Source organism: Nonomuraea roseola (assembly GCF_039535395.1).
In the GTDB taxonomy this organism is placed as follows: domain Bacteria; phylum Actinomycetota; class Actinomycetes; order Streptosporangiales; family Streptosporangiaceae; genus Nonomuraea; species Nonomuraea roseola.
On the sequence record NZ_BAAAXC010000015.1, the window covers coordinates 1,500,518 to 1,523,447 of the forward strand.

The following is a 22,930-nucleotide window of genomic DNA, read 5'->3' on the forward strand; positions in this document are numbered from 1 at the left end:
TGCAGGAGACGTGGAGTTCTTCAGACGCGCCTACCACCGGTTCGTTCATCTGATCCATGAGCTGGCCAAGTTCGGCACGATCGGCGGCATCGCCTTCGTGATCGACTTCGGGGCCACCAACCTGTTCCGCTTCGGCTTCGGCTGGGGCCCCCTCTTCTCGACGGGCCTGGCCACGGTCATCTCGGCCACCTTCGCCTACGTCGGCAACAGGTTCTGGACCTTCCGCAACCGCGAGCAGAGCGGGCTGGCCCGCGAATACCTCCTGTTCTTCCTGCTGAACGGCATCGGGCTGCTGATCAGCCTGATCGTCATCGGATTCACGACGTACACCCTCGGACTGCACGACGCGCTGAGCTACAACATCGCCAAGGTCATCGGCGTGGGGTTCGGCACGCTGTTCCGGTTCTGGTCGTACAAGAAGTGGGTGTTCCTGGCGCCGGAGGAGCCGCCGGTCGAGCCCGTCACCGGCCTTCCCGAGCCGCTCTCCCCCAGGCGCTAGCCGCCTACGGGATGGGCACCGTGTAGCGGTGCAGCCGTTCGTTGATCTTGTAGTAGAGGTGGCCGAACCTGTCGGCCGTCAGCCCCTCCATGCCGGGGACGGTCAGCAGCACGGTCAGCGCCTTCGTCGCCCTGTCGATCCTGAAGATCTGGTCGCCCGCCGTGCCGTAGACGTGTTGTGAATCCTTGTCCAGGGTGAGCAGGACTCCGTCGCGCCAGGCCAGCCCCGGCCTGGCCGCGTAGTCGGGATCGGGGAACAGCCGCGTCACCGTGATGGCGTCGGGACGGGCGGGGTCCAGCGTGAACAGCGAGCCGCCGGCCAGGCCCCAGAGCCTGCCGTCCACCTCGGTGAGGGCGGTGACGGCCTTGGGCGCCGTCAGCGGGAGCGGGTGGGTGCGCACCTCGCCGGTCGCGGGGTCGTAGGAGAACAGCGTGGCCGAGGCGCCAGGCGCGTAGACGGGGTTGACGCCGAGCGCGCCCCTGGTGGAGGTGCCGCCGAACAGCCTGCCTCCCGCGTGGGCGAGGGAGACGACCGCCTGGTCGCGCACCACGCACAGGGTCCTGCCCGCCGTCCCCTCCTTCCAGACGGTGAGGGCGCCGCTGCGCTTGCCGTACTTGGGGACGGTGCCCATGTAGACCGTGCCGTCCGGCCCGCCGGCGAGCGCGTAGGGACGGTCCTGCGGGGGCGGGCCCTTGCCGGGCTCGCAGTCGTCGGCCTTGCTGCCCGCCTCGCCCGCCGTGTACCTGAGCGTGGGCGGCCACGGGCCCGAGGGGTCGTGGCTGTAGAGCTTGGCCGACGGATAGACGCCGAGGTAGAGCCTGCCGTCGTGGGCGAGCAGGCTGTCGGTCTGGCTCAGTCCCGTGAGGGTGGGCGTGTCGGGGGCGCTGCTGTCGGTGTCGCCGCGCAGCGGGTCGTAGACGCCCGTGCCGCCCGTGAGGTAGCCGCCCGAGTAGATCCTGCCGTCGGGACCGGCGCCGAGCGCGTTGATCGCGGCGGGGAGCACAGGGGTGTCGCGCACGACCCTGCTGCTCCACTGGCCTGTCGCGGGGGCGTACGTGAAGATCCTGGTGCCGTCCTCCGCCGCGCCGAGGCCGGTAAGCGTGCCGTTCAGCCAGGTGTAGCCGGTGACGTCCAGGCCAGGCCGTACGGCGGTCGCCTGCAAAGCCTTGGCCGCGAGGTCGTAGGAGTGCAGCAGGCCGTCCTTGACCAGCCAGACCTTGCCGTCGAGTGCGGGTGAGTGGTGCAGGTCCACGTCGGTGATCGCGGCGTCGGTGACGGCGCGGTGCGAGCCGTCGGCGTTCCTCACGATCTCGAGCACGAGCAGCGTGCGGTCGAGCCAGGCGAACAGCCTGCCTCCTGTCCAGGTGAGGCCGCCGACCATGGAGTTGTGCGCGTAGGCGGCGGGCAGCAGGCTGTCCACCCGTCCCGTGACGTTGTCGAACCTGACGAGCGAGGCGTCGGTGCCGGTGCCGAGGTAGGTGGCGTTGGCGGCGGGGTCGTGGGCGAGGCTGCGGATGTACTCCGCTCCCGCCACGATGGGCACCTGGCCGATCGTGGTGAAGACGCCGCGGTCGTACTTGAAGTAGCGGCCGTCGTTGTAGGTGCCGCCGTACACCTTGCCGCCCGCACCGGGCTCCAGGTCCCAGATGAAGGAGTAGCCGCCCTCAGCCCTGCCGAGGTCGCTCACCGTCGTCTGGCCCTGCACGTGCCTGTAGAGCTTGGAGTTGGGATAGGTGCCGAGGTAGACGCTGCCGTCGGTGGCCGTGGCCGCCGCCCAGCCGCCGACCGTGGGTGTGGCGGCGGTGTCGGGGATGGTGATGCGGCTCTTCACCGTCTCGGTCGCCAGGTCGATCACGGCCAGCTGCGGGTTGGTGTCCGCGGTGCCGGTGTAGACGGCGTAGGCGCTGCCGCCCGCGAACGTGGTGGCGTTGGGCACGCTGCTCTCGATCTGCACGCCGAGGTCGGTCACGTCCTTGGTGATCAGCACCTCGTCCCAGTAGGCCGTGCCGACGTTGGCCACCCCCGAGTAGATGAGCGCCGAGACCGTCGTCGTGCCCGCGGGGGCGAGGCCCGAGGCGGTGACGTCGCTCCATCTCCCGCCTGACACCGAGGCGCCGGCGCTGCCGAGCAGCTGTCCCGACGATCCCCTGAACCGCAGGTAGAGGTCGGCGGTGCCGGTTTCGGTCCAGACCGTGGCGTGGGCGGTGTAGCGGGAGCCCGGCACAGCGGGCAGTCCCGGCAGGCTCTCCCTGCCGTAGGCCAGCGCGGGCCCGGTGTCGGCGACGCGCGCGGTGGTGCGGCCCTGCCAGCTCACCGCGGTGACGCCGCCCTGACCGTGCGAGCCGCTCCAGCCGGTCAGCCCCTGGTCGAATCCGGCGTTGGCGATCCGCAGGTCGGCGGCGTGCGCAGGGGTGAGCGAAGCGAAGAGCAGCGCGCCTGACAGCGCTCCAGCGAGCAGCCTTCTCAGAGGGGTCACCGGGCCGCACCTCCCGAGGGGCGCTCGATCATGCTCGATTATGGCCCTGACCGTAAACCTTCGCGCGTGGCCCGTCAATGGGCTGCGCGCGGCTCTCAGGCCGGCCCGGTGACCACGCGGCGACCCGTGACCTCGGCGGGGCGCAGGAAGATCGCGAACACCGCGGGACGGCGGCGCACCAGCTCGAGCCGTCCGCCGTCCGCGGCGGCCAGCGCCCTGGCGAGCGTGAGCCCGAGACCCGTGCCGCCTCCACCGCTCACGTTGCGCTCGAAGACCTTCGGCGCGATCTCGTCGGAGATCCCTGGGCCCTCGTCGGCGACCTCGATGACGATGTAGTTGTCGCTGCTGCTGGTGGAGACCGAGACGTCGCCTCCGCCATGCTGGATCGAGTTCTCCAGAAGCGAGGCGACGACCTGGCCGAGCCCTCCTCCGGTGGCCAGGGCCTTGAGTCCGCGGGTGCCGCCGAGGGAGACCGAGCGGCCCGCCCTGCGGAAGGCGGGCTCCCACTCGGTGACCTGCTGGACCAGCACTTCGTCGACGGAGATGGGCTCTGCCTGCGCGATGCGCTGACGGCGGGCTGCGGCCAGGAGCTCGTCGATGACCGCGGTGAGGCGTTCGGCCTGGACGATGGCGGCCTCGCCCTCCTCGCGGACGACGGTGGGCTCGTCGGAGGCGGCGACGATCTCCTCCAGGCGCATGGTGAGCCCCGTCAGCGGGGTGCGCAGCTGGTGGGAGGCGTCCGTGGCGAACTCGCGCTCGCGCGTGAGCAGGTCGGAGATGCGCGCGGCGCTGCGGTCGAGCACCTCGGCCACGCGATCGAGTTCGGGGATGCCGTAGCGGTGTTTGCTGGGCCGGGCGTCTCCCGATCCCAGCCGGTCGGCGATCTTGGCCAGGTCCTGGAGCGGCAGGGTGAGCCGACGTGACTGCACGATGGCGAGACCCACCGCGACCGCGAGAGCCGCGGCGGCCAGCGCCACGATGAGGAGCAGGCGAGCGCGCACATCCTGCTCGACCTGATCCTTGTCGCGGCTCACCCTGACGTAGATGCCGCTGTCCGACTTGGCCTCCTCGTGCATGGAGTGGCCGGACTGCGGAGAGGTGCCGACGACGGTCGCCGTCGGCGGGTTGCCGTTGACGTAGATCTGGATGTATCTGTCTGGATACTTCTGCTCCAGCTGCTGCGGGTCGAGCGGCGTCTCCTGGATGCGGGCGTATTCCACCTCGCCCACCAGACGGGTCGCCTCGGCCCTCAGCTGCTGATTGGCGTCCTCGACGATCAGCCTGCTGACCACCACGCCCAATGGCACCCCGAGCAGAAGTACGGCGATGGCCGCGACGACCAGGGTGGAGGAGAGTAGGCGGCGGCGCACGTCCTACTCTCGCTCGAACCTGAAGCCGACTCCCCTGACGGTGGTGATGTAGCGAGGCTTGGCGGCATCGTCGCCGAGCTTTCGCCGCAGCCAGGAGATGTGCATGTCGAGAGTCTTGGTGGACCCCCACCAGTTGGTGTCCCAGACCTCGCGCATGATCTGCTCACGCGTGACGACCTTCCCCGCGTCGCGTACGAGGACGCGCAGCAGGTCGAACTCCTTGGTGGTCAGGTGCAGCTCCTTCTCGCCCATCCACGCGCGACGTGAGTCGGCGTCGATGCGCACCCCCTGGACGACAGGGGTCTCTGAGGTGCCGCGCCGTAGCAGGGCCCGGACACGAGCGAGCAGCTCCGCGAGGCGGAACGGCTTGGTGACGTAGTCGTCGGCGCCGGCGTCGAGGCCGACGACCGTGTCGACCTCGTCGACGCGAGCGGTGAGGATGAGGACCGGAGTTCCGTGCCCTTCGGCCCGGATCCGGCGGGCGACCTCGAGACCGTCCATCTCTGGCAGGCCAAGGTCTAGAACGATGAGGTCGATGCCCCCCGACAGAGCCCTCTCGAGGGCCTGCGGGCCGTCGGGGCTCACCTCAACCTGGTAGCCCTCGCGGCGCAGGGCGCGCGCGAGCGGCTCGGAAATCGAGGTGTCATCCTCGGCGAGAAGTACGCAGGTCATGAAGCGATCGTAGGACCTTAGGCGATCGTTTCCCGGCCGCAGCGCGCGGTTTGACTCGCGTTTGACCTATCTATTGACCTGGGCAAACGCTGATAAATGGCGGCTAGTCTGGGTTTAATGGCCCACGCTTTCCGCCGTCTTCCCCGTTCGTTCTTCCCTCGGGTACGTCAAGCAACCCTCGCGCCCTCGCGATCATGCCCCCGGCGTGTCGCGACACGCGTCGGCGTGCCGTCCGGGAAAGGGCGGAAATGAGAACGCCCGCCGGAGCGGATGTCACGGCGGGCGACCAAGGAAGGGTCAGTCGGAGGGAGGCTCGGCGTAGCGAGCGAGGTACAGCTGCTCGCCCAGGCTCTGGATGAGCCCCAGCTCGGTCTCCAGGTAGTCGATGTGGTGCTCCTCGTCGGCGAGGATGTCCTCGAACAGGCGCGCCGAGGTCGTGTCGCCCTTCTCGCGCATCAGCTTGATGCCGGGCTTGAGCCGTTGGACGACGCTCAGCTCCACCTCGAGGTCGGCGCGCAGCTGCTCCTCCACGGTCTGACCGATGTGGAGAGTGCCGAGCCGCTGGTAGTTGGGCAGTCCCTCGAGGAACAGGATGCGGTCGGTGAGCTTCTCGGCGTGACGCATCTCGTCGATCGACTCTTCGCGAGTGTGCTTGGCCAGCCTGGTGTAGCCCCAGTTCTCCTGCATCTTCGCGTGCAGGAAGTACTGGTTGATAGCGGTGAGCTCCGCGGTCAGCTGCTCGTTGAGCAGCTCGATGATCTGCTTGTCGCCCTGCATTGAACGGGCCCCTTGTGCTATGCGGTCGGAATCAGGTCGTCAGACCTTTTCAGGATCGCACAGATCTTCCGGACACAAGAGGCACAGTCGCTGCCGGCGCCGGTGGTGTCGCGGATCTGCCGTGCGCTCTTCGCGCCCGCGGCGATGCAGTCGTGGACCTCGTTCTCGGTCACGGCACGACACACGCATACGTACATCGGGGGAGGAGCCTCTCGCAGTTGGGACCTTTGGTTAGGCACACCTAAGATAACCCACTTTGGTAAGGCTTGCCTATGTGTAGTGCGACACAGGCATAAATCGCCCAGGACAGGACACTACTCCCGAGCGTAAGGTTCCTCTGCGTGACCTAGAGGGAACTCTCCGCGCCGATGGTGGTGGAGTCGCCGTGCCCGGTGTGGACGACGGTCTCGGCGGGCAGCGACAGCAGCCGCGTTCTGATCGACTCCAGCAGCGTCTCCTTGGAGGAGAACGACCTGCCCGTCGCGCCGGGCCCGCCGGAGAAGAGCGTGTCACCGGTGAAGACCACGCCCAGCTCGGGCGCGTGCAGGCACACCGCGCCAGGGGCGTGCCCCGGCGTGTGGATCACCCGCAGCTCGATGCCCCCGATCTTCAGCGAGGCGCCGTCCTCCAGCGGCGTGTACGGGACGGCGTCGCCGTAGTGCATCTCCCAGAGCACCTGGTCGGCCGGGTGCAGCAGGATCGGCGCCCCCGTCAGCTCGGCGAGCGGCGCGGCGGCGTTGATGTGGTCGTTGTGCGCGTGCGTGCAGACGATCGCGGTGACGCTCCTGCCGCCCACGCGCTCGGCGATCTTCTCGGCGGAGTGCGCGGCGTCGATGACGATGACCGAACGGGCGTCGCCCACCAGCCACACGTTGTTGTCGACCTCCCACGTGCCGCCGTCGAGCGAGAAGGTACCCGAGGTGATGACCCTGTCGATCAGGATGCCCGCACCTGACGGCTCGCGCATCCTGATCGACTCGATGCTGTGCTTACTGGTTCCCACGCCTCGCTCACTCACAGGACCACCACCGAGCGCAGGACCTCGCCGCGGTGCATGCGGGTGAACGCCTCCTCGACCTGGTCGAGGGCGATCTTCTCCGAGACGAACCTGTCGAGAGGGAGGCGTCCCTGCAGGAACAGGTCGATCAGCATGGGGAAGTCGCGGGAGGGCAGGCAGTCGCCGTACCAGGAGGACTTCAGCGAGCCTCCGCGCCCGAAGACGTCGAGCAGCGGCAGCTCCAGCGTCATCTCGGGGGTCGGCACGCCGACCAGCACGACGGTGCCGGCCAGGTCGCGGGCGTAGAAGGCCTGCTTGTAGGTCTCGGGCCTGCCGACCGCCTCGATGACGACGTCGGCGCCGAAACCGCCCGTGAGGTCGCGGACGGCCTCGACGGCGTCGGCCTGCGCGGAGTTCACCGTGTCGGTGGCGCCGAACTCGCGCGCCCACGCGAGCTTGCGGTCGTCCACGTCCACCGCGATGATCTTGGCAGCTCCGGCGAGGGAGGCGCCGAGGATGGCCGCGTCGCCGACGCCGCCGCAGCCGATGACGGCCACGGTGTCGCCCCGCGAGACGTTGCCGGTGTTGAGCGCCGCGCCGAGGCCCGCCATCACGCCACAGCCGAGCAGGCCGGCCACCTCGGGCGGCGCGTCGGCCGACACCTTCGTGCACTGCCCCGCGGCGACCAGCGTCTTCTCCGCGAACGCGCCGATGCCCAGGGCGGGGCTCAGCTCGGTGCCGTCCTCGAGCGTCATCTTCTGCGCCGCGTTGTGCGTGGCGAAGCAGTACCAGGGGCGTCCCCGCAGGCAGGCCCTGCACGAGCCGCAGACCGCGCGCCAGTTGAGGATCACGTAGTCGCCCGGCGCGAGGTCCTTCACCCCCTCGCCGACCGCCTCGACGACGCCCGCGGCCTCGTGCCCGAGCAGGAAGGGGAAGTCGTCGTTGATACCGCCCTCGCGGTAGTGAAGGTCGGTGTGGCAGACTCCGCAGGCCTTCACGTTGACGACCGCTTCACCAGGGCCCGGATCCGGCACGAGAATGGTCTCCGTGGAGACCTGCTGACCCTTGCCACGAGCGACGACGCCTTGCACTTGGTACGGCATGCCGTTCATCATCTGCTCAAGGCGCTGATCGCCGCAAGACATACGGCTGCACCACGCCGAGCCCTCTGGCCGGCCTGCGGCGGATCCTGTGCAGCTCGAAGCCGTCTCCCGCCAGCCCCTCCGCGAGATCGGCGTCGACCACGATGGTGCCGGGCCTGGCGATGGCGGTCAGCCGCGCCGCCAGATTGACGGTGGTGCCGAAGACGTCGCCCATCACCGGCAGCACAGGTCCGTAGGCCATGCCGATGCGCAGCTCGCCGGTCTTGACGAGGTCGAGCGCGATGCTGGCGGCCTGCGCGGGGGTGGGCGCGGTGAACAGCACCTCGTCGCCCAGCGTCTTGACCAGCCTCGCGCCGTGGACGGCGACCACGTCGGCGGCGCGCGACTCGAAGCCCTCCACCAGCTCGGCCAGCTCGCGCTCGGAAAGCTCCCTGGACCTTCTGGTGAAGGAGACCAGGTCGGCGAAGCCCACGGCGAGCGAGACCCGGCCGGGCACGAGGTCGTCGTTGATGTCGGCGATCGCCAGCAAGCGCGTTCCCGCCGCGGCCAGCTGGGCCCGCCAGACGTGGATGAGCACGTGCTCGAAGTCGGGAAGCAGCTGCTGCGACGTCTCCAGGATCCTGGCGAGGTCGGCGTCGGAGGGCTGCACGTCGGGCGGCAGCATCGCGCCGACCATGATCTCGGCCTGCCACTGGGCGAGCCTGGAGGTGGTCTGGCCGAGCGCCCTCGCCATGCGGATGACCGTGGGCTCGTCCAGCAGCCCGCTGTCGAGCATCTTGCGGACCCGCCGCAGCGCGACCACGTCGGCGTCGGAGAAGGCCACCGCGTCGTCGGCGAGCGTGGCGAACCCGAGGGCCCGCCAGATCCGCTCGGCCAGCTCCTGCGACACGCCCGCCTCCGCGGCGACCTCTCCCCTGGTGTGGTGGGCGGGGGTGCCGACGAGCAGCCGCTCGATCTCCTCAGCCGTCGGCCTCATGCTGGGGAGACTACCTTCCGTCGACGGCACCGTCGGAGACGTCCTCCACTGCGCGGAACAGCTCGGCCCGCACGTCCTGGATCCTGGGGATGTCGCGCAGGGCGAGCTGGCCCTGGTCGCTGGCCGACTCGACGGTCAGCGTGCCGCAGCCCAGCATGCGCTCGGTGAAGGACTGGTCGGAGCTGACCGAGTTGACCTTGGTGAGCGGGATCTCGTCGGTCGACTTGTTCAGCACGCCCGTGCTGATGGTGAAGCGGTGCGTGGTGAGCACGTAGCCGGTGTTCTTCCACTGCAGGTAGGGGACGAACGACCAGATCGTCAGCAGGATGACCGCGATCACGACGGACGCGGCCCTGCCGTAGAAGGCGTACTCCCAGTCGCCGGGGATGAGGTACAGCGCGGCGCCCATGGCGGCGAGGATGAGGACGAGCGCGACGGCGGGGCCGATAAGCCGCTTCCAGTGCGGGTTGAACGACCTGATGCGCCGCTCGCCCTGGGTCAGATGGTGATCCGGGAGAGTCATGGCCCAAATCGTGGCACGCAGGCCGGGTGAGCGCCACGGAGAAGGGGGATCAGGGCGTGTAGAAGGCGATCGTGTTCTTCGCCGCGGAGGCGGCCTGCTCCTCGTCGGCTCCCGAGGACCGATGGGCCTCGCCCCACGCCTGGCCGCTGGCGGCGATGAAGCGCGCGCCGTCGGCGCTGCGCCCGAAGGACTCAGGGTCGGGCTGCGGCTCACCCGCCAGGTGCATGGCCAGGCCGAGCAGGCTGAGGTCCCAGCCGACGCCGACCGCGCCAGGCCCGTACCGGTCCCACATGCCGGGCGGCACCACGGCGGCGTGGCGCAGCTCGAACAGCGTGCCGCCGTCGGCTTCCGCCAGCCGTACCTCGACCTCGGACGAGCCCTCCCCGCCGTAGACCCAGGTGACCTTCAGCAGGCTGGGCGGCTCGCAGGCGAGGATCTCGCCGCCCGCGTTGCCCTCGAGCTGGTAGCGGCCGCCCAGGCGGAGGTCGCCCGAGACGGGCGCGAGCCAGCGCGCCAGGCGTCCCGCGTCGGTGCAGGCGTCCCAGACCTCCTCCACCTCGGCGTCGTAGCGGCGGCGCACCAGGAGGGTGGCGGACTCGCCTTCCACGCTCACCTGGCGACGGGCCCTGCCGATCTCCTCGACGATGTCTTTCACGGGGACTCCTCCGTTGACTCGTGGGCGCGTTCGCGCCTGCCTCGAACCAGCTCCGTCTCCAGGGCGTCGAGCCGCTGGTCCCAGAACCGACGGAAGCGCTCCATCCACTGGTCGACCTCGCGCAGCGGGGCCGTCTCGACGGTGTAGAGCCGCCTGGTGCCCTGCGCGCGGACGCTGGCGAACCCGTTGTCGCGCAGCACCCGCAGGTGCTGCGAGACGGCCGGCTGGGAGATCCCGAACTCTCGCTGGACGACCGCGGTGACCTCGCCCGAGCTCAGTTCGCCGTCGGCCAGCAGTTCGAGGATCCGGCGCCGGACGGGGTCGCCGAGGACATCGAAGGCGTGCACGCCACGAGTATTTCAGCTTGGGCTTATATAAGTCAAAGCTGAGATGATGGGCGGACGTGGACCACGTCGCCCGCGGTGAGCGTCCGGTCGCCGACCTGGAGGTGCCCGGCCGCGTCGACGCCGGTCGCCACGCCCGTCAGGAAGTGGCCGCCCGGCAGCTCCACGCGCACCTCGCGGCCGATGGTGGCGCTGGAGGCCTGGTAGGCGGCGCGCAGCCCGCAGGCGTCGGCGTCTCCGTCCGCGCTCTGCCATTCGCGGTAGTGGCTCTCGACCTCCCTGAGGATGGCCCTGATCAGCGGATCGCGGTCGGTCGCGCGGGCGCGCTCGTCGAGGGAGTGCCGCTCGTCGCCTGCCGACGGCCTGCCGTTCTTCGCCCTGCCGTCGTGCTCGATCGCGATCGAGGTGGCGGTGTCGACGGGCAGTTCGTCGGGGCGGAGCGAGACGTTCAGCCCCATGCCGACCACCACCGCGCCGTCCTCGGCCCGCTCGGCCAGGATGCCCGCGAGCTTCCGCTCGCCGACCAGCAGGTCGTTCGGCCACTTCAGCCTCACGTCGATCTCGGCGACCCGCCGTACGGCCGAGGCCGCCGCCACGCCGAACAGCAGCGGCAGCCAGCCCTGCCTGGCGACGGGCACCTCCGGGCGCAGCAGCACGGAGAAGGTCAGCCCCGAGCGGGGCGGCGCGTTCCATGCCCTGCCGAGCCTGCCGCGGCCGGCGAACTGCGCCTCCGCGATCAGCACCGCCCCCTCGCCCTCGCCCGCTCTGGCACGCTCGGCGAGGTCGGCGTTGGTGGAGCCCGCGCGGTCGACGACGGTGACACCGGACCACAGTCCGCCGGATCTGACCAGCGCGCGGCTCAGCGCCGCCTGGTTCAGCGGCGGGCGGTCGAGGTCGGTGAAGGGTGATTCGGACACCCTTCCATCCTCCCCCAGAACGCCACCGCCCGCGGCCCGCGGCATCCGGCCACGACGCCGTCGTCACCCGTGGAAGAGCCGGCGAGTGACCCGGCCGTAGGCTACGAGAGGTGACCACCCCAACCACACGGGCACGAATCACCGAGATCACCGGAAATGTCGCCAGAGAGCGCAGCGACCACCTCGCCACCGAGGAGCCGCTGGAGATCCGCCTCACCGGCGCAGGCGGACCCCTGCGCAGGACCGTGGCGATCACCATGCGCACCCCTGGGCACGACTTCGAGCTGGCGGCGGGCTTCCTCCACGGGGAGGGCATCGCGGCGCCTGGCGCGATCAAGGCCATCGGCTACTGCACCGACGAGGACGTGACGCCCGAGGCCCGCTACAACACCGTCACGGTCGCGCTGGACGGCCCGATCCCCGAGTTGCCCACCCTCGACAGGCACTTCCTCACCTCGAGCGCCTGCGGGGTCTGCGGCTCGGCCAGCCTGGACGTGCTCCGCGACCGCTGCGTCCCCGTGCCCGATGGCCGGCTCTCGCTCTCCCCCGAGGTGTTGTACGGCCTGCCGTACAGGCTGAGGGAGGGGCAGGGCGTGTTCGGCAAGACTGGCGGCCTGCACGCGGCGGGCCTGTTCACCGGCGAAGGCGAGCCGCTCGCCGTGCGCGAGGACGTCGGCAGGCACAACGCCGTGGACAAGCTCGTGGGGTGGGCCTCGCTGAACCAGCGGCTCCCGCTGCGCGACCACGTGCTGATGGTCAGCGGCAGGGCCAGCTACGAGATCATGCAGAAGGCGCTGGCGGCGGGGATCGCCGTCGTGTGCGCGGTGTCGGCGCCGTCGTCGCTGGCGGTGGAGGTGGCCAGGGAGTTCGGGATGACGCTGGTCGGCTTCCTGCGCGAGGAGCGCTGCAACGTCTACGCGGGCAGGGAGCGCATCAAGGTGTAGCGAGCGGGCCTGGAATCACTGCGGATTCTCTCTTCAGCAGAAAGATCGTGTCATGTATCTTCGTGAAGTCATCGAAGAAAAGTTTCACGTGAGGAGATGCAGTGGGCAAGAAGCTTCACGCGCTGGTCCTGCCGATGGCCGTCGTCGCCCTGTCCGCCCTGCCGACCGTTCCCGCCCAGGCCGCCACCGGCTATGACCGCTGCAATGAGGGCTACTACTGCATGTTCTCCGGCCTCGACGGCACGGGCGACATCATCCAGATCCGGGTCAGCACGCCCGACCTGGCGGCGTTGAACATGAACGACAGAGCCAAGTCCGACTGGAACAGGACGGACTTCGTCATCCACCTCTACTCCGAGGCCAACTACGAGGGCTGCTCGGCCGGGACCAGCCCCCGCGGCAAGGGCAACTTCTTCAGCACCTACCGCGACTTCTTCAGCTCGGTGCGCATCGGCGGGCCGAACGGCCCCTCCTGCGGCACCACCGACCCCGAGTTCCGCGTGAAGGCCCACGCCTGACGTAAGCACCGAACGGCCCGGCATCGCGAGGCGGTGCCGGGCTTCTGTGTTTTCCCGATGGAACGCTCCAAGAGTGGAATGAAGTGTTCCGTTCTGCTATTCTGGAACAGAACAAACCGTTCCGATTCAGGAGGCCAGCGGTGACCGTTCTCGACACCCGCCCCACGGTGGCGACACCCCAGCAGCCCGCCGCCTACAGGTGGCGCTGGCCCGCGCTGTTCGTCATTCTCGCCGGCTCGGTCATGGAGCTGCTCGACGCCACCGTCACCCACATCGCCGGCCCGACCATGCGGACCGAGCTCGGCGGCGGCACCTCGCTGATCCAGTGGCTCGGCGCCGCCTACACCCTGGCCATGACCGCGGGCCTGCTGACCGGCGGGAGGCTGGGCGACATCGTCGGCCGCAAGCGGATGTTCCTCATCGGGGTCGTCGGCTTCACGATCGGCTCGCTGTTCTGCGCCGTCGCGGTCTCACCCGAGACCATGATCGCCGCCAGGGTCGTCCAGGGCCTGTTCGGCGCGGCGATGATCCCGCAGGGGCTCGGGCTGATGAAGGAGATGTTCCCTCCCAAGGAGCTGCAGGCGGCGTTCGGGCTGTTCGGGCCGGTCATGGGCCTGTCCGCGATCGGCGGCCCGATCCTGGCGGGCTGGCTGGTCAGCGCCGACCTGTTCGGCACCGGCTGGCGGATGATCTTCCTGATCAACCTCCCGATCGGCGTGGCCGCGGCGCTGGCGGCGGCCCGCTTCCTGCCCTCCTCGCCTCCGGCCGGCGGCGTCAGGCTCGACCTGCCGGGCGCGGCCCTCGCCTCCCTCGGCACCGTGCTGATCGTCTTCCCCCTGGTCCAGGGCGGCGAGCACGGCTGGCCCCTCTGGTCGTTCGCGATGATGGCCGCCTCGGCCGTGACCTTCGCCTGCTTCGTCGCCTACGAGAAGCGTCGTGACCGCGACCCGCTGATCGCCCCCTCGCTGTTCCGCAAGCCCGCGTTCGTCTCGGGCCTGGCCGTCGGCGCCATCTACTTCGCCGCCTTCGGCGGCGTGCTGCTGGTGATCGGCCTCTACACCCAGCTCGGCCTCGGCTACTCGCCGCTGAAGGCGGCGCTGACCGGCGTGCCGTCCTCGCTCGGGATGATCGCCGGCATGGGGATCGCCCAGGCCACCCAGAAGTACGGACGCAGGGTCCTGCTGGCCGGCGCGGTCGTCATGGGCCTGGCGGTGCTCGCCCTGCTCGTCGTCGCCGAGCCAGGCGTGACCCCGTGGCAGCTCGCCCCCGCGCTCGTCTTCGTCGGCCTCGGCAGCGGGCTGATCATGGGTCCCTACTTCACCATCGTGATGGCCGCGGTCGATCCTCAGGAGACCGGCTCGGCCTCCGGCGCCCTCACCGCGATCCAGCAGGTCGGCAACGCGCTCGGCCTGGCCGTCCTCGGCACCGTCTACTTCGGCACCGGCAGCGTGGAGATCACTCTCGCGGTGGCCGCCGTGATGATCGCGGCGACCTTCGCGGTCGGGCTGATGCTGCCCGGGCAGGGCCGTACCGACACCGAGCGCGTGCACTGAGTTCGTGCACTGAGTTCGTGCACTGACCGTCCGAGACCCCGGGACGCCGATCGGCGGCGGCCCGGGGTCTTGTGCTGCCGGGCCTGCTCCGGCAGGAAAGAGCGACTTTGGTCGGATGCGGATGCGTCCGAGGTTCGATGTGGGCGAGAGCCGCCGATCTCTAGCGTCGGGGACATGACGCAGACTCAGGCGCCTCCAGCGACGCGCATCCACGAGATCGACGCCGTCAGGGGCTTCGCGCTCGGGGGCATCCTCGTGGCGAACATCGGCTTCTTCGCCGACCCCGGCTACGCCACGGGCAGCGGCGTGATGCCCATCACCGAGGGCCCTGTCGCCCTCGTGGTCAGCACCCTCGTGCTGACCAAGTTCTACGTCATCTTCTCCTTCCTGTTCGGCTACTCCTTCACCCTGCAGATGCGCTCGTGGGGCGACAGGGTCAAGGGCAGGATGCTGCGCCGCTGCCTCGCGCTGTTCACCCTGGGCGTGCTGCAGGGCTTCCTGCTGTGGATCGGCGACATCCTCACCCTCTACGCCGCGCTCGGCCTGATCCTGCTGGCCATGCGCAACGTCAGGCCGAAGACCGCCGTGGTGACGGGCTCGGTGATCATCGGGGTCACGTCGCTGCTGTGGCTCGCGCTCGCGGCGCTGACCCTGCTCGACCCGAGCGCGGGCGGCACGACCGCCGCCGATCCCGCCGCGGCGGCGCGGGCGCAGGCCCTGGTGACGGGCAGCCCGCTCGACTTCCTCACCTTCCAGGCCGAGACCTACCCGGGGCTGGCCCTGTTCGTCTGGCTCGGCCAGGGCCCGATGGCGATGGCGCTGTTCCTGTTCGGGCTGGCCGCGGGCAAGTCGCGGCTGTTCGAGGAGCCCGAGCGCTGGGCTCGTCTGATCCCCCGCGTCCAGGTGCTGGGGTTCGGGATCGGCCTTCCGGCCGCCGCCTTCTTCACCTGGTCGAGCACGTCGAACGGCGGTTGGCAGCTGGTCGGGCTCGCCGTCAACAACGTGACCTCGCTGCTGCTGGCCGCCGCCTATGTGGTCACGCTGCTCCAGTTGGTCAGGAGGGTGCCCGCGGTCGGCGCCGCCCTCTCACCCGCGGGCAGGGCGGCCGCCTCCAACTACATCGGGCAGTCGGTGCTGATGTGCCTGGTCTTCACCGGCTACGGCCTGGCGCTCGCCGGCAGCCTGCCACCGCTCGCGGTGATGGGCGTGGCCGCGCTCGTCTTCACGCTCCTGCTCGCACTGAGCGCGTGGTGGATGCGCGGCCACCGCTACGGCCCGATCGAGTACGGCCTGCGCCGCTTCACAAATCTTTCCGCATGAACACGACGTCGCGCTCGCCGACGGGCTCCTTCGAGGTGATCGTGTAGCCGAGCCGCTCGTAGAGCGCGATGTTGACCTTCATCATGGCGTTGGTGATGAGCCGGAGCGCGGGCAGCCCGAGCGCCGCCGCCCGCTCCTCCGCGAAGGCGAGCAGCCGCCTGCCCAGGCCCTGCCCGTGCTGGTCCGGGCGGACGGCCACGTTGTCCACGTACAGCACGCCCTCCTCCGGCACCAGCACGATCAGGCCGCGCAGGTCGTCGAGGACGAAGAGGTGCCCTGCCGCGAGGTGCGCCGCGTAGTCGGCGTCCATGGGCATGGGGCGGATGCCGATCAGCTCGGCCCACGGCTGGTAGGCCGCCGCGACGATCTCCTCGACCACCGGCAGGTCCTCGGGGCGGGCGGGCCTGATCACCCGGTGTTCTGCAATCCGGCGGCGACGCCGTTGACCGACAGCAGCAGCAGCGTCGAGAGGCGCTCGCGCTCGGCCTCCGACAGGTCCTCGGTGGTCCGCAGCGCGGTCAGCGCCCGCAGCTGCAGGTGGGACAGGGCGTCGACGTAGGGGTCGCGCAGCTGGACGGCCCGCGAGAGCACCTTCCTGTTCTCCAGCAGCCTGGAGTGCCCGGTCACCGCGAGCACCAGCCGGCGGGTCCTGTCGTACTCCTCCAGCACCTGCGCCTCGAAGTCGGGGCGCCCGCCCAGGGCGAGGTAGCGCGAGGCGATGGAGCGGTCGGTCTTGGCCAGCGACATCTCGACGTTGTCGAGCAGCGAGGCGAACAGCGGCCATTCCTTGTAGACCGCCTGCAGCTCGGTGACGTCCTCGACGGAGGCCAGGCCGCTGCCGAGGCCGTACCAGCCTGGCAGGTTGGCCCGGGTCTGCGCCCACGCGAACACCCACGGGATGGCTCGCAGGTCGTCGAGGGAGCGGGGCGCGCCGAGGCCGCGTCGCGCGGGACGGGAGCCCAGGCGCAGCGAGCCGATCTCCTCCAGCGGGCTGACCAGCGCGAACCACTCGGGGAAGCCCTTGGCCTCGGTGAGCGCGCGGTAGGCCCGCTCGGAGGCGGCGGCGACCTGGGAGGCCAGCGCGCGGAAGCGGGCCGCCGCGGCGGCGGTGCGCTCGCCGACGGACGGCGAGGAGGCCAGCAGCACCGCGTTGGAGACCTGCTCCATGTGGCGGCGGGCGATGGCCTGGTGCCCGTAGCGCGCGAAGATGACCTCGCCCTGCTCGGTGACCTTGAAGCGGCCTGCGACGCTGCCGGGGGCCTGGGCGAGCACGGCCCTGTTGGCGGGGCCTCCGCCGCGGCCGAGCGCGCCTCCCCTGCCGTGGAACAGGCGGAGCTTGACGTCGTTGGCCAGGGCCCAGGCGGTCAGCCTCTCCTGCGCCTCGTAGAGCTTGAGCGTCGCGGCGGCGGGGCCGAGCTCCTTGGCGGAGTCGGAGTAGCCGAGCATGACCTCCACCCTGCGGTCGTTGCCTGCCAGGCGGCGCTGCACCTCGGGCAGCTTCAGCATGCCCGCGAGCACGTCGGCGGAGTTGTCGAGGTCCTGGCCCGACTCGAACAGCGGCACCACGTCGAGCACCGGCGCGCGGTCGCCGAGCGCGTGGGCGGCCAGCTCGTGGACGGCGGCCAGGTCTTCGGCGGTGCGGGTGAAGGAGACGACGTAGCGGGAGCAGGCGGTGACGCCGAAGCGCTCCTGGATCCAGGCGATCACCCTGATCGTGGCCAGCACCTCCTCGGTGCGCTCCGACAGCGCCCCTCCCGCCCTGACCTCCTCCAGCGCGGCGGCGTGGACCTGGGAGTGCTGGCGCACCTCCAGCTCGGCCAGGTGGAAGCCGAACGTCTCGACCTGCCAGATGAGGTGCTGCAGCTCTCCGTAGGCCTGCCGTACGGCGCCGGCTGCCACCAGTGACTCCTGCGCGAGCCGCAGGTCGGCCAGGAGGTCGGCGGGCTCGAGGTAGGCCAGGTCGAGGTCGCGGCGGCGGGTGGCGCCGATGCGCGCGGCGACGTAGAGCAGCCACTGCCTGTGCGGCTCGGACGGCGAGCGGGTGGCCAGCTCGGAGACCAGGTCGGGGTGGGCGTCCTGGGCGCCGGCCAGCGCGCGGCGCAGGTTCTGCGACGGAGGGGTGAACTGGGCGGCCGCGGTGAGCGTGCGGGCGATGCGCGTGGTGGCGGTCTCCAGCGCGGTCAGCACGTGCTCGGCCTGGATGAGGACGGCCTCGCGGGTGACCTTGGCCGTGACGTTGGGGTTGCCGTCGCGGTCACCGCCGATCCAGCTCCCGTAACGGATGAACGGCCTGGCCAGGGGCGGCCTGGTGCCGCTGCCCTCGCCGAGCGCGGCGTCGAGCGAGCGGTAGACCTGCGGCACCACGCGGAAGAGCGTCTCGTCGAAGGCGGCCATCGCCGTGCGCACCTCGTCGAGCGGGTCGAGCTTGGTGTTGCGCAGCTGGGCCGTACGCCAGAGGAGGTCGATCTCCTCCAGCAGGCGTCGCCTGCTCTCCGCGCGCTCGGTGGCGCCGCGCCCCTGGCTGTTGTACTCGGTGAGCTGGCCGCTGATGCGCTGGATCGCGGTGACGACGGCGCGCCTGCGCGCCTCGGTCGGGTGCGCGGTCAGCACCGGGTGCAGCTCCAGCCCCTCGACCAGCTCGGCGACCCGCTCCCTGCCCAGCTCCTCGACGGCGGAGGCCAGCGACTCGCGCTGGACGGCGTCGCCGGCGTCACGCTCGCGCAGGGTGCGGATGCGGTAGTGCTCCTCGGCGAGGTTGGCCAGATGGAAGTAGCAGGTGAAGGCTCGGGCGATCTGCACCGCCCTGTCGATCTCCCACGTGCTCACCATCTCGGCCACCTCGTCGGCGGACACCTCGCCGCGGCGTGCGCCGATGACGGCCTTGCGCAGGCGTTCGACGTCCTCCAGGAGATCGGGACCGCCCTGCTCGGCGATCACCTGTCCGAGCAGCTCGCCGAGCAGCCGCACGTCGCGGCGGAGCTCGTCGGGCATCTCGCTGACGGCGCTGTGGCGCGGTGTGGCCTGGTCAATCATGTCTCGCACGATATCCATTCGTTCTGAACGACTGGAGACCGGTCTCAACCAGTGGACTAGACCATTACGTCGGCTTGGAGACCGCCGCGAGCAGTTCGGGCAGGCGTGGGTAGCCGATCCTGCTCGCCAGCACCCTGCCGGCCCACGAGAGCGCCAGCCCGTACGGCAGCGCCACCACGCTCATCCAGGTGACTCCGAGCAGCACGGGCAGCACGACGGGCAGCGCGATCAGCGCGGTCACGATCATCGCTCCGAACGAGGCGACGAAGGCCACCCCGCCCTGTCCCGGGGCCGCGCCGGTGAAGGCGTTGAGCCTGTCGGGCACGGTGTAGGGGACGAGCATGCTGGTGAGCGCCCCGACGCCGAGCCCGACGCCGAGCACGCCCCACGCGGTCAGCACCGCCGGCAGCACCCCCTCGAAGCCGCCCGAGAACACGGCGCCGAGGACGCTCAGCGCGATCAGCACGGGAGCCGCGATGATCGCCACGCCCAGGTGCCGCCCCGCCACGTCGCCGCGCAGGTCGCGGCTGTCGCCGTAGACGACGGCGTTCATCCACAGGGACCTGCCGTCGATGCCGAAGATGTTGCACTGCTGGATGCCGATCATCAGCGCGCCGACGCAGGCGGGCCCGATCGCCGCGCCAGGACCCGAGCCTTGGCCCTGGCCGCTGATGGAGAAGGCCAGCACGCCGGTCACCGCGATGGAGGCGAACCAGCCGACCCTGCCCCTGGGGTCGCGGCGGGCGTACTTCAGCTCCTTCGCCACGACGGCCGCGACCCTTCCGTCGGGGAGGATTCTGTCGAGCAGGCCGCTGGACCTGCGGACGGAGGCGGCCTGGGTGGAGGCGTCCGTGGTGACCAGCGCCCTGCTGAGCGCCCTGACCCAGAGCCAGCCGAGCGCCAGGACGAGCGCGGCGAGCGCCACGAGTTCGGCCAGGCCGACCAGCCCGCCGTCGCTGATGGCGTGGGCGGCCCAGCCTGAAGGGGTCCAGCGCAGCACGGAGGCGATGCTGTGCACCATCGCGAGAGGGTCGCCGGTCAGGCCGCGGTTGACGATGAGGTTGGGCAACTGGGCCATCAGCACGACCACGATGACGCCGACGGCCAGCAGGTCGCGGCCCCTGCGCGAGCGCAGCAGCCCTGACAGCGCGGTCGTGATCAGCCTGGAGGCGACGATGCAGAGCGCGAACTGCAGGAGCACCGCGACGATGCCGAGCAGCACGCCGCCGATGCCTCGGGCCAGCCCGAGCAGCGCGCCCGCCGTCACCAGGAACGAGGCGGCAGGCCAGATGCCGGTGACCGAGGCGGCGAACATCCCCGTCGCCAGCTGCCGCGTGCGCAGCGGGAACAGGGCGAGCTTGGCGGGGTCGAGCGTGTCGTCGACGCCGAAGGCCAGCAGCGGGACCGTCGCCCAGAAGACCAGCAGCCCGGTGAAGGCGATCACGCCGACGTCGGCGGCCACCTGCGGGGAGGCGAGCCTGAGCAGCGAGAGGAGCAGGAAGCCGCCCCCCGCCACGACGAGCGCGGCCAGACAGGAGAAGACGAAGCCGAGGACGCGCTGGGTGTCGCCGCGCATGCCGCCCGAGATCAGCCTGAGCTTCAGTGCGACGAAGAGCCCAACCACGTCAGCCCCTCCTCTCCGCCCTGGCGAACGCCGACGAGGTCGAGGAAGGCCTGGTTGAGGCTGCGCCCCGCGCGTACCTCGTCGATCGGCCCCTGGGCGACGATGGCGCCGCCGCTCATCACCGACACCCAGTCGCACAGCCGCTCGACCAGCTCCATGACGTGGCTGGAGAAGATGACGGTGGAGCCCGAGGCGGTGTAGCGCTGCAGCACCTCGGTGAGGATGTTCGCGCTGACGGGGTCGACGCCCTCGAAGGGCTCGTCGAGGAAGAGGACGGCGGGGTTGTGCAGCAGCGCCGCGGCCAGGCCGATCTTCTTGCGCATGCCGGTGGAGTAGTCGACGACGAGCTTGTCCGCCGAGCCGGTGAGGTCCATGACGCGCAGCAGTTCCTCGGCGCGCCGTTCGACCTCGGCCTTGGGGATGCCGCGCAGGCGCCCGTTGTAGTGGAGCAGTTCGCGGCCAGACAGCCGCTCGAACAGGCGCAGGCCCTCGGGCAGCACCCCGATGCGCGCCTTCACCTGGACGGGATCGCGCCACACGTCGACGCCGCCGACCTCGGCCAGCCCGCCGTCGGGGCGCAGCAGCCCGGTGATCATGCTGAGCGTGGTCGTCTTGCCCGCGCCGTTGGGGCCGACCAGCCCCGCGAAACTGCCCGCGGGGACCGTGAAGTTCACCCCCGCCACCGCCACCTGCTGGCCGAACCTCTTGAACAGGCCTTCTGTGCGCACCGCCTCCGTCATGACCACCAGTCTGGTGCCTGTCCGACGCCGTCGCGCACATCCCCTTTAGTCTTACGGCATGAGCGCTGCACTGCCGTCGGAGCCCCCAGAGATCGACATCCACACCACCGCTGGCAAGATCGCCGACTTCGAGCGGCGGAAGGACGAGGCCGTCCACGCGGGCTCGTCGCGCGCGGTGGAGAAGCAGCACGCCAAGGGCAAGATGACCGCCCGCGAGCGCCTGGACGCCTTCCTCGACGAGGGCTCCTTCGTCGAGTTCGACGAGTTCGCCAGGCACCGGGCCACGGCGTTCGGCATCGAGAACAACAGGCCCTACGGCGACGGCGTGGTGACAGGGCACGGCACCGTGGACGGCAGGCCGGTCGCCGTCTTCAGCCAGGACTTCACGGTCTTCGGCGGCTCGCTCGGCGAGGTCTACGGCGAGAAGATCGTCAAGGTCATGGACCATGCGCTCAAGGTCGGCTGCCCGATCGTCGGCATCAACGACGGCGGAGGCGCCAGGATCCAGGAGGGCGTGGTCGCCCTCGGACTGTTCGCCGAGATCTTCAAGCGCAACGTGCACGCCTCGGGCGTGATCCCGCAGATCTCGCTGGTCATGGGCCCGTGCGCGGGAGGCGCCGTCTACTCCCCCGCGCTGACCGACTTCATCCTGATGGTGCAGGAGAAGTCGCACATGTTCATCACGGGCCCCGACGTGATCAAGACCGTCACCGGCGAAGAGGTGAGCTTCGAGGAGCTGGGCGGCGCCCACACCCACAACTCCAGGTCGGGCGTCGCGCACTACGAGGCCGCCGACGAGGCCGACTGCCTGGAGTTCGCCAAGGCGCTGCTGTCCTACCTGCCCTCGAACAACCTGGACGAGGCGCCGGTCTACGAGGCCGACCCCGAACTGACCGTCACCGACGAGGACCGCGAGCTCGACACGCTGATCCCCGACTCCCCGAACCAGCCCTACGAGATGCGCACGGTCGTCGAGCACGTTCTCGACGACGGTGAGTTCCTGGAGGTCCACGCCCAGTTCGCGCCGAACCTCGTGGTCGGCTTCGGCAGGGTCGAAGGACGTTCGGTGGGCATCGTGGCCAACCAGCCGATGAGTTTCGCCGGAACTCTTGATATTGCCGCGTCCGAAAAGGCGGCGAGATTTGTACGTACTTGTGATGCTTTCAATATTCCGGTGTTGACATTTGTCGATGTACCAGGATTCCTTCCTGGCACGGACCAGGAATGGAACGGAATCATCAGGCGCGGCGCCAAGCTGCTCTACGCCTACGCCGAGGCCACGGTCCCGCTGGTCACCGTCATCACCCGCAAGGCCTACGGCGGCGCCTACGACGTCATGGGCTCCAAGCACCTGGGCGCCGACATCAACCTCGCGTGGCCGACCGCCCAGATCGCGGTCATGGGGGCACAGGGGGCGGTCAACATCCTCTACCGGCGCGAGCTGGCCGCGGCCGACGATCCCGACGCCGAGCGGGCCAAGCTGGTCACCGCGTACGAGGACACTCTGGCCAACCCGTTCCTCGCCGCCGAGCGTGGCTACGTCGACGCGGTGATCAGGCCGTCCGACACCAGGGTCCAAATCGTCAGGGCGCTGCGCGCGCTGCGGAACAAGCGGGCCTCCCTGCCCGCGAAGAAGCATGGGAACATCCCGCTGTGACGACTCATCTGCGAATTGTTCGTGGCGATGCCACCGCTGAGGAGATCGCGGCTCTCGTGGCGGTTGTGGCGACCCGACACGCCCAAGCCGAGCGGCCCGTCGAGCCGAAGAACGAATCATGGCGAAACCCGGCCAGGGCCATGCGTAAACCGCTCGCACCTGGGAAGTCGGCGTGGCGAAACAGCACCTTGCCGTAGAGGATCCTGAGAATCGGGTGTCAACTTCGCCGGGA

23 protein-coding genes are annotated in these 22,930 nt (G+C 70.2%); 7 read left to right on the forward strand and 16 right to left on the reverse strand.

Annotation, left to right across the window (positions count from 1 at the left end):
- Positions 1 to 10 precede the first annotated feature (10 nt).
- A complete protein-coding gene (locus ABFX55_RS30015) occupies positions 11 to 499 on the forward strand; it encodes a GtrA family protein (RefSeq protein ID WP_346126094.1) in 489 nt (162 codons plus the stop codon).
- Between the two features lie 4 nt (positions 500 to 503).
- Here the strand turns inward: ABFX55_RS30015 and ABFX55_RS30020 are convergent, their stop codons facing one another.
- The 12 genes from ABFX55_RS30020 to ABFX55_RS30075 form a co-directional block, all read right to left on the reverse strand.
- Positions 504 to 2,975 (reverse strand): NHL repeat-containing protein, encoded by a 2,472-nt coding sequence (locus ABFX55_RS30020; protein ID WP_346126095.1) that lies wholly within the window; start codon positions 2,973 to 2,975, stop codon positions 504 to 506.
- Positions 2,976 to 3,070: 95 nt separating this feature from the next.
- Positions 3,071 to 4,345, reverse strand: a complete 1,275-nt coding sequence (locus ABFX55_RS30025) for an ATP-binding protein (RefSeq protein WP_346126096.1) — start codon at positions 4,343 to 4,345, stop codon at positions 3,071 to 3,073.
- Positions 4,346 to 4,348: 3 nt separating this feature from the next.
- Entirely contained in the window at positions 4,349 to 5,017 is a 669-nt protein-coding gene (locus tag ABFX55_RS30030) for a response regulator transcription factor (RefSeq protein ID WP_043620820.1), read from the reverse strand.
- 297 nt (positions 5,018 to 5,314) lie between these two features.
- Positions 5,315 to 5,794 (reverse strand): bacterioferritin, encoded by a 480-nt coding sequence (gene bfr / locus ABFX55_RS30035; RefSeq protein ID WP_346126097.1) that lies wholly within the window; start codon positions 5,792 to 5,794, stop codon positions 5,315 to 5,317.
- Positions 5,795 to 5,811: 17 nt separating this feature from the next.
- Positions 5,812 to 5,991, reverse strand: coding sequence for a (2Fe-2S)-binding protein (locus tag ABFX55_RS30040; RefSeq protein ID WP_183650237.1), 180 nt, complete (start codon positions 5,989 to 5,991; stop codon positions 5,812 to 5,814).
- Between the two features lie 149 nt (positions 5,992 to 6,140).
- Complete coding sequence (locus ABFX55_RS30045; RefSeq protein WP_346131301.1) at positions 6,141 to 6,761, reverse strand: MBL fold metallo-hydrolase; 621 nt, start codon at positions 6,759 to 6,761, stop codon at positions 6,141 to 6,143.
- A 47-nt stretch (positions 6,762 to 6,808) separates the two neighbouring features.
- The gene (locus ABFX55_RS30050) at positions 6,809 to 7,894 is read right to left on the reverse strand and encodes an S-(hydroxymethyl)mycothiol dehydrogenase (protein WP_346126098.1); all 1,086 of its coding nucleotides are present in this window, start codon (positions 7,892 to 7,894) and stop codon (positions 6,809 to 6,811) included.
- A gap of 16 nt (positions 7,895 to 7,910) precedes the next feature.
- Positions 7,911 to 8,870, reverse strand: coding sequence for an adenylate/guanylate cyclase domain-containing protein (locus ABFX55_RS30055; protein ID WP_346126099.1), 960 nt, complete (start codon positions 8,868 to 8,870; stop codon positions 7,911 to 7,913).
- 10 nt (positions 8,871 to 8,880) lie between these two features.
- The gene (locus tag ABFX55_RS30060) at positions 8,881 to 9,393 is read right to left on the reverse strand and encodes a PH domain-containing protein (protein ID WP_183650247.1); all 513 of its coding nucleotides are present in this window, start codon (positions 9,391 to 9,393) and stop codon (positions 8,881 to 8,883) included.
- Between the two features lie 49 nt (positions 9,394 to 9,442).
- Entirely contained in the window at positions 9,443 to 10,048 is a 606-nt protein-coding gene (locus ABFX55_RS30065; protein WP_346126100.1) for an SRPBCC family protein, read from the reverse strand.
- Positions 10,045 to 10,395: an ArsR/SmtB family transcription factor gene (locus ABFX55_RS30070; protein ID WP_346126101.1), complete on the reverse strand. Its 351-nt coding sequence runs from the start codon at positions 10,393 to 10,395 to the stop codon at positions 10,045 to 10,047. The genes ABFX55_RS30065 and ABFX55_RS30070 overlap by 4 nt, the downstream gene beginning before the upstream one ends.
- Before the next feature lie 32 nt (positions 10,396 to 10,427).
- Entirely contained in the window at positions 10,428 to 11,309 is an 882-nt protein-coding gene (locus tag ABFX55_RS30075; protein WP_346126102.1) for a biotin--[acetyl-CoA-carboxylase] ligase, read from the reverse strand.
- A 110-nt stretch (positions 11,310 to 11,419) separates the two neighbouring features.
- Here ABFX55_RS30075 and fdhD point away from each other — a divergent pair, with 110 nt between their 5' ends.
- The 4 genes from fdhD (at position 11,420) to ABFX55_RS30095 (ending at position 15,644) form a co-directional block, all read left to right on the forward strand.
- Entirely contained in the window at positions 11,420 to 12,253 is an 834-nt protein-coding gene (gene fdhD, locus ABFX55_RS30080; protein ID WP_346126103.1) for a formate dehydrogenase accessory sulfurtransferase FdhD, read from the forward strand.
- A 101-nt stretch (positions 12,254 to 12,354) separates the two neighbouring features.
- Complete coding sequence (locus ABFX55_RS30085) at positions 12,355 to 12,771, forward strand: peptidase inhibitor family I36 protein (RefSeq protein WP_346126104.1); 417 nt, start codon at positions 12,355 to 12,357, stop codon at positions 12,769 to 12,771.
- A 140-nt stretch (positions 12,772 to 12,911) separates the two neighbouring features.
- The gene (locus ABFX55_RS30090) at positions 12,912 to 14,324 is read left to right on the forward strand and encodes an MFS transporter (RefSeq protein ID WP_346126105.1); all 1,413 of its coding nucleotides are present in this window, start codon (positions 12,912 to 12,914) and stop codon (positions 14,322 to 14,324) included.
- Between the two features lie 174 nt (positions 14,325 to 14,498).
- Entirely contained in the window at positions 14,499 to 15,644 is a 1,146-nt protein-coding gene (locus ABFX55_RS30095; protein WP_346126106.1) for a DUF418 domain-containing protein, read from the forward strand.
- Here ABFX55_RS30095 and ABFX55_RS30100 read toward each other — a convergent pair.
- From ABFX55_RS30100 to ABFX55_RS30115, 4 genes are all read right to left on the reverse strand, one after another.
- A complete protein-coding gene (locus ABFX55_RS30100; protein WP_346126107.1) occupies positions 15,625 to 16,056 on the reverse strand; it encodes a GNAT family N-acetyltransferase in 432 nt (143 codons plus the stop codon). The two genes, ABFX55_RS30095 and ABFX55_RS30100, sit on opposite strands and share 20 nt — an antisense overlap.
- Positions 16,053 to 18,677: a phosphoenolpyruvate carboxylase gene (locus tag ABFX55_RS30105; RefSeq protein ID WP_346126108.1), complete on the reverse strand. Its 2,625-nt coding sequence runs from the start codon at positions 18,675 to 18,677 to the stop codon at positions 16,053 to 16,055. Before ABFX55_RS30105 ends, ABFX55_RS30100 begins: the two co-directional genes overlap by 4 nt.
- Before the next feature lie 64 nt (positions 18,678 to 18,741).
- Positions 18,742 to 20,301, reverse strand: a complete 1,560-nt coding sequence (locus ABFX55_RS30110) for a hypothetical protein (protein WP_346126109.1) — start codon at positions 20,299 to 20,301, stop codon at positions 18,742 to 18,744.
- Complete coding sequence (locus ABFX55_RS30115) at positions 20,277 to 21,041, reverse strand: ABC transporter ATP-binding protein (RefSeq protein WP_346126110.1); 765 nt, start codon at positions 21,039 to 21,041, stop codon at positions 20,277 to 20,279. The genes ABFX55_RS30110 and ABFX55_RS30115 overlap by 25 nt, the downstream gene beginning before the upstream one ends.
- A gap of 58 nt (positions 21,042 to 21,099) precedes the next feature.
- Between ABFX55_RS30115 and ABFX55_RS30120 the strand changes: the two genes are divergently transcribed.
- Complete coding sequence (locus tag ABFX55_RS30120; protein WP_346126111.1) at positions 21,100 to 22,698, forward strand: acyl-CoA carboxylase subunit beta; 1,599 nt, start codon at positions 21,100 to 21,102, stop codon at positions 22,696 to 22,698.
- Positions 22,695 to 22,895, forward strand: coding sequence for an acyl-CoA carboxylase subunit epsilon (locus ABFX55_RS30125; RefSeq protein ID WP_346126112.1), 201 nt, complete (start codon positions 22,695 to 22,697; stop codon positions 22,893 to 22,895). The genes ABFX55_RS30120 and ABFX55_RS30125 overlap by 4 nt, the downstream gene beginning before the upstream one ends.
- Positions 22,896 to 22,930 lie beyond the last annotated feature (35 nt).

Bases quoted from the DNA above. Each gene is read 5' to 3' on its own strand.
- ABFX55_RS30055 (WP_346126099.1), bottom strand. From the start codon at position 8,870: ATGAGGCCGACGGCTGAGGAGATCGAGCGGCTGCTCGTCGGCACCCCC.
- ABFX55_RS30050 (WP_346126098.1), bottom strand. From the start codon at position 7,894: ATGCCGTACCAAGTGCAAGGCGTCGTCGCTCGTGGCAAGGGTCAGCAG.
- bfr (WP_346126097.1), bottom strand. From the start codon at position 5,794: ATGCAGGGCGACAAGCAGATCATCGAGCTGCTCAACGAGCAGCTGACC.
- ABFX55_RS30115 (WP_346126110.1), bottom strand. From the start codon at position 21,041: ATGACGGAGGCGGTGCGCACAGAAGGCCTGTTCAAGAGGTTCGGCCAG.
- ABFX55_RS30045 (WP_346131301.1), bottom strand. From the start codon at position 6,761: ATGCGCGAGCCGTCAGGTGCGGGCATCCTGATCGACAGGGTCATCACC.
- ABFX55_RS30105 (WP_346126108.1), bottom strand. From the start codon at position 18,677: ATGATTGACCAGGCCACACCGCGCCACAGCGCCGTCAGCGAGATGCCC.
- ABFX55_RS30120 (WP_346126111.1), top strand. From the start codon at position 21,100: ATGAGCGCTGCACTGCCGTCGGAGCCCCCAGAGATCGACATCCACACC.
- ABFX55_RS30030 (WP_043620820.1), bottom strand. From the start codon at position 5,017: ATGACCTGCGTACTTCTCGCCGAGGATGACACCTCGATTTCCGAGCCG.
- ABFX55_RS30095 (WP_346126106.1), top strand. From the start codon at position 14,499: ATGACGCAGACTCAGGCGCCTCCAGCGACGCGCATCCACGAGATCGAC.
- ABFX55_RS30060 (WP_183650247.1), bottom strand. From the start codon at position 9,393: ATGACTCTCCCGGATCACCATCTGACCCAGGGCGAGCGGCGCATCAGG.
- ABFX55_RS30040 (WP_183650237.1), bottom strand. From the start codon at position 5,991: ATGTACGTATGCGTGTGTCGTGCCGTGACCGAGAACGAGGTCCACGAC.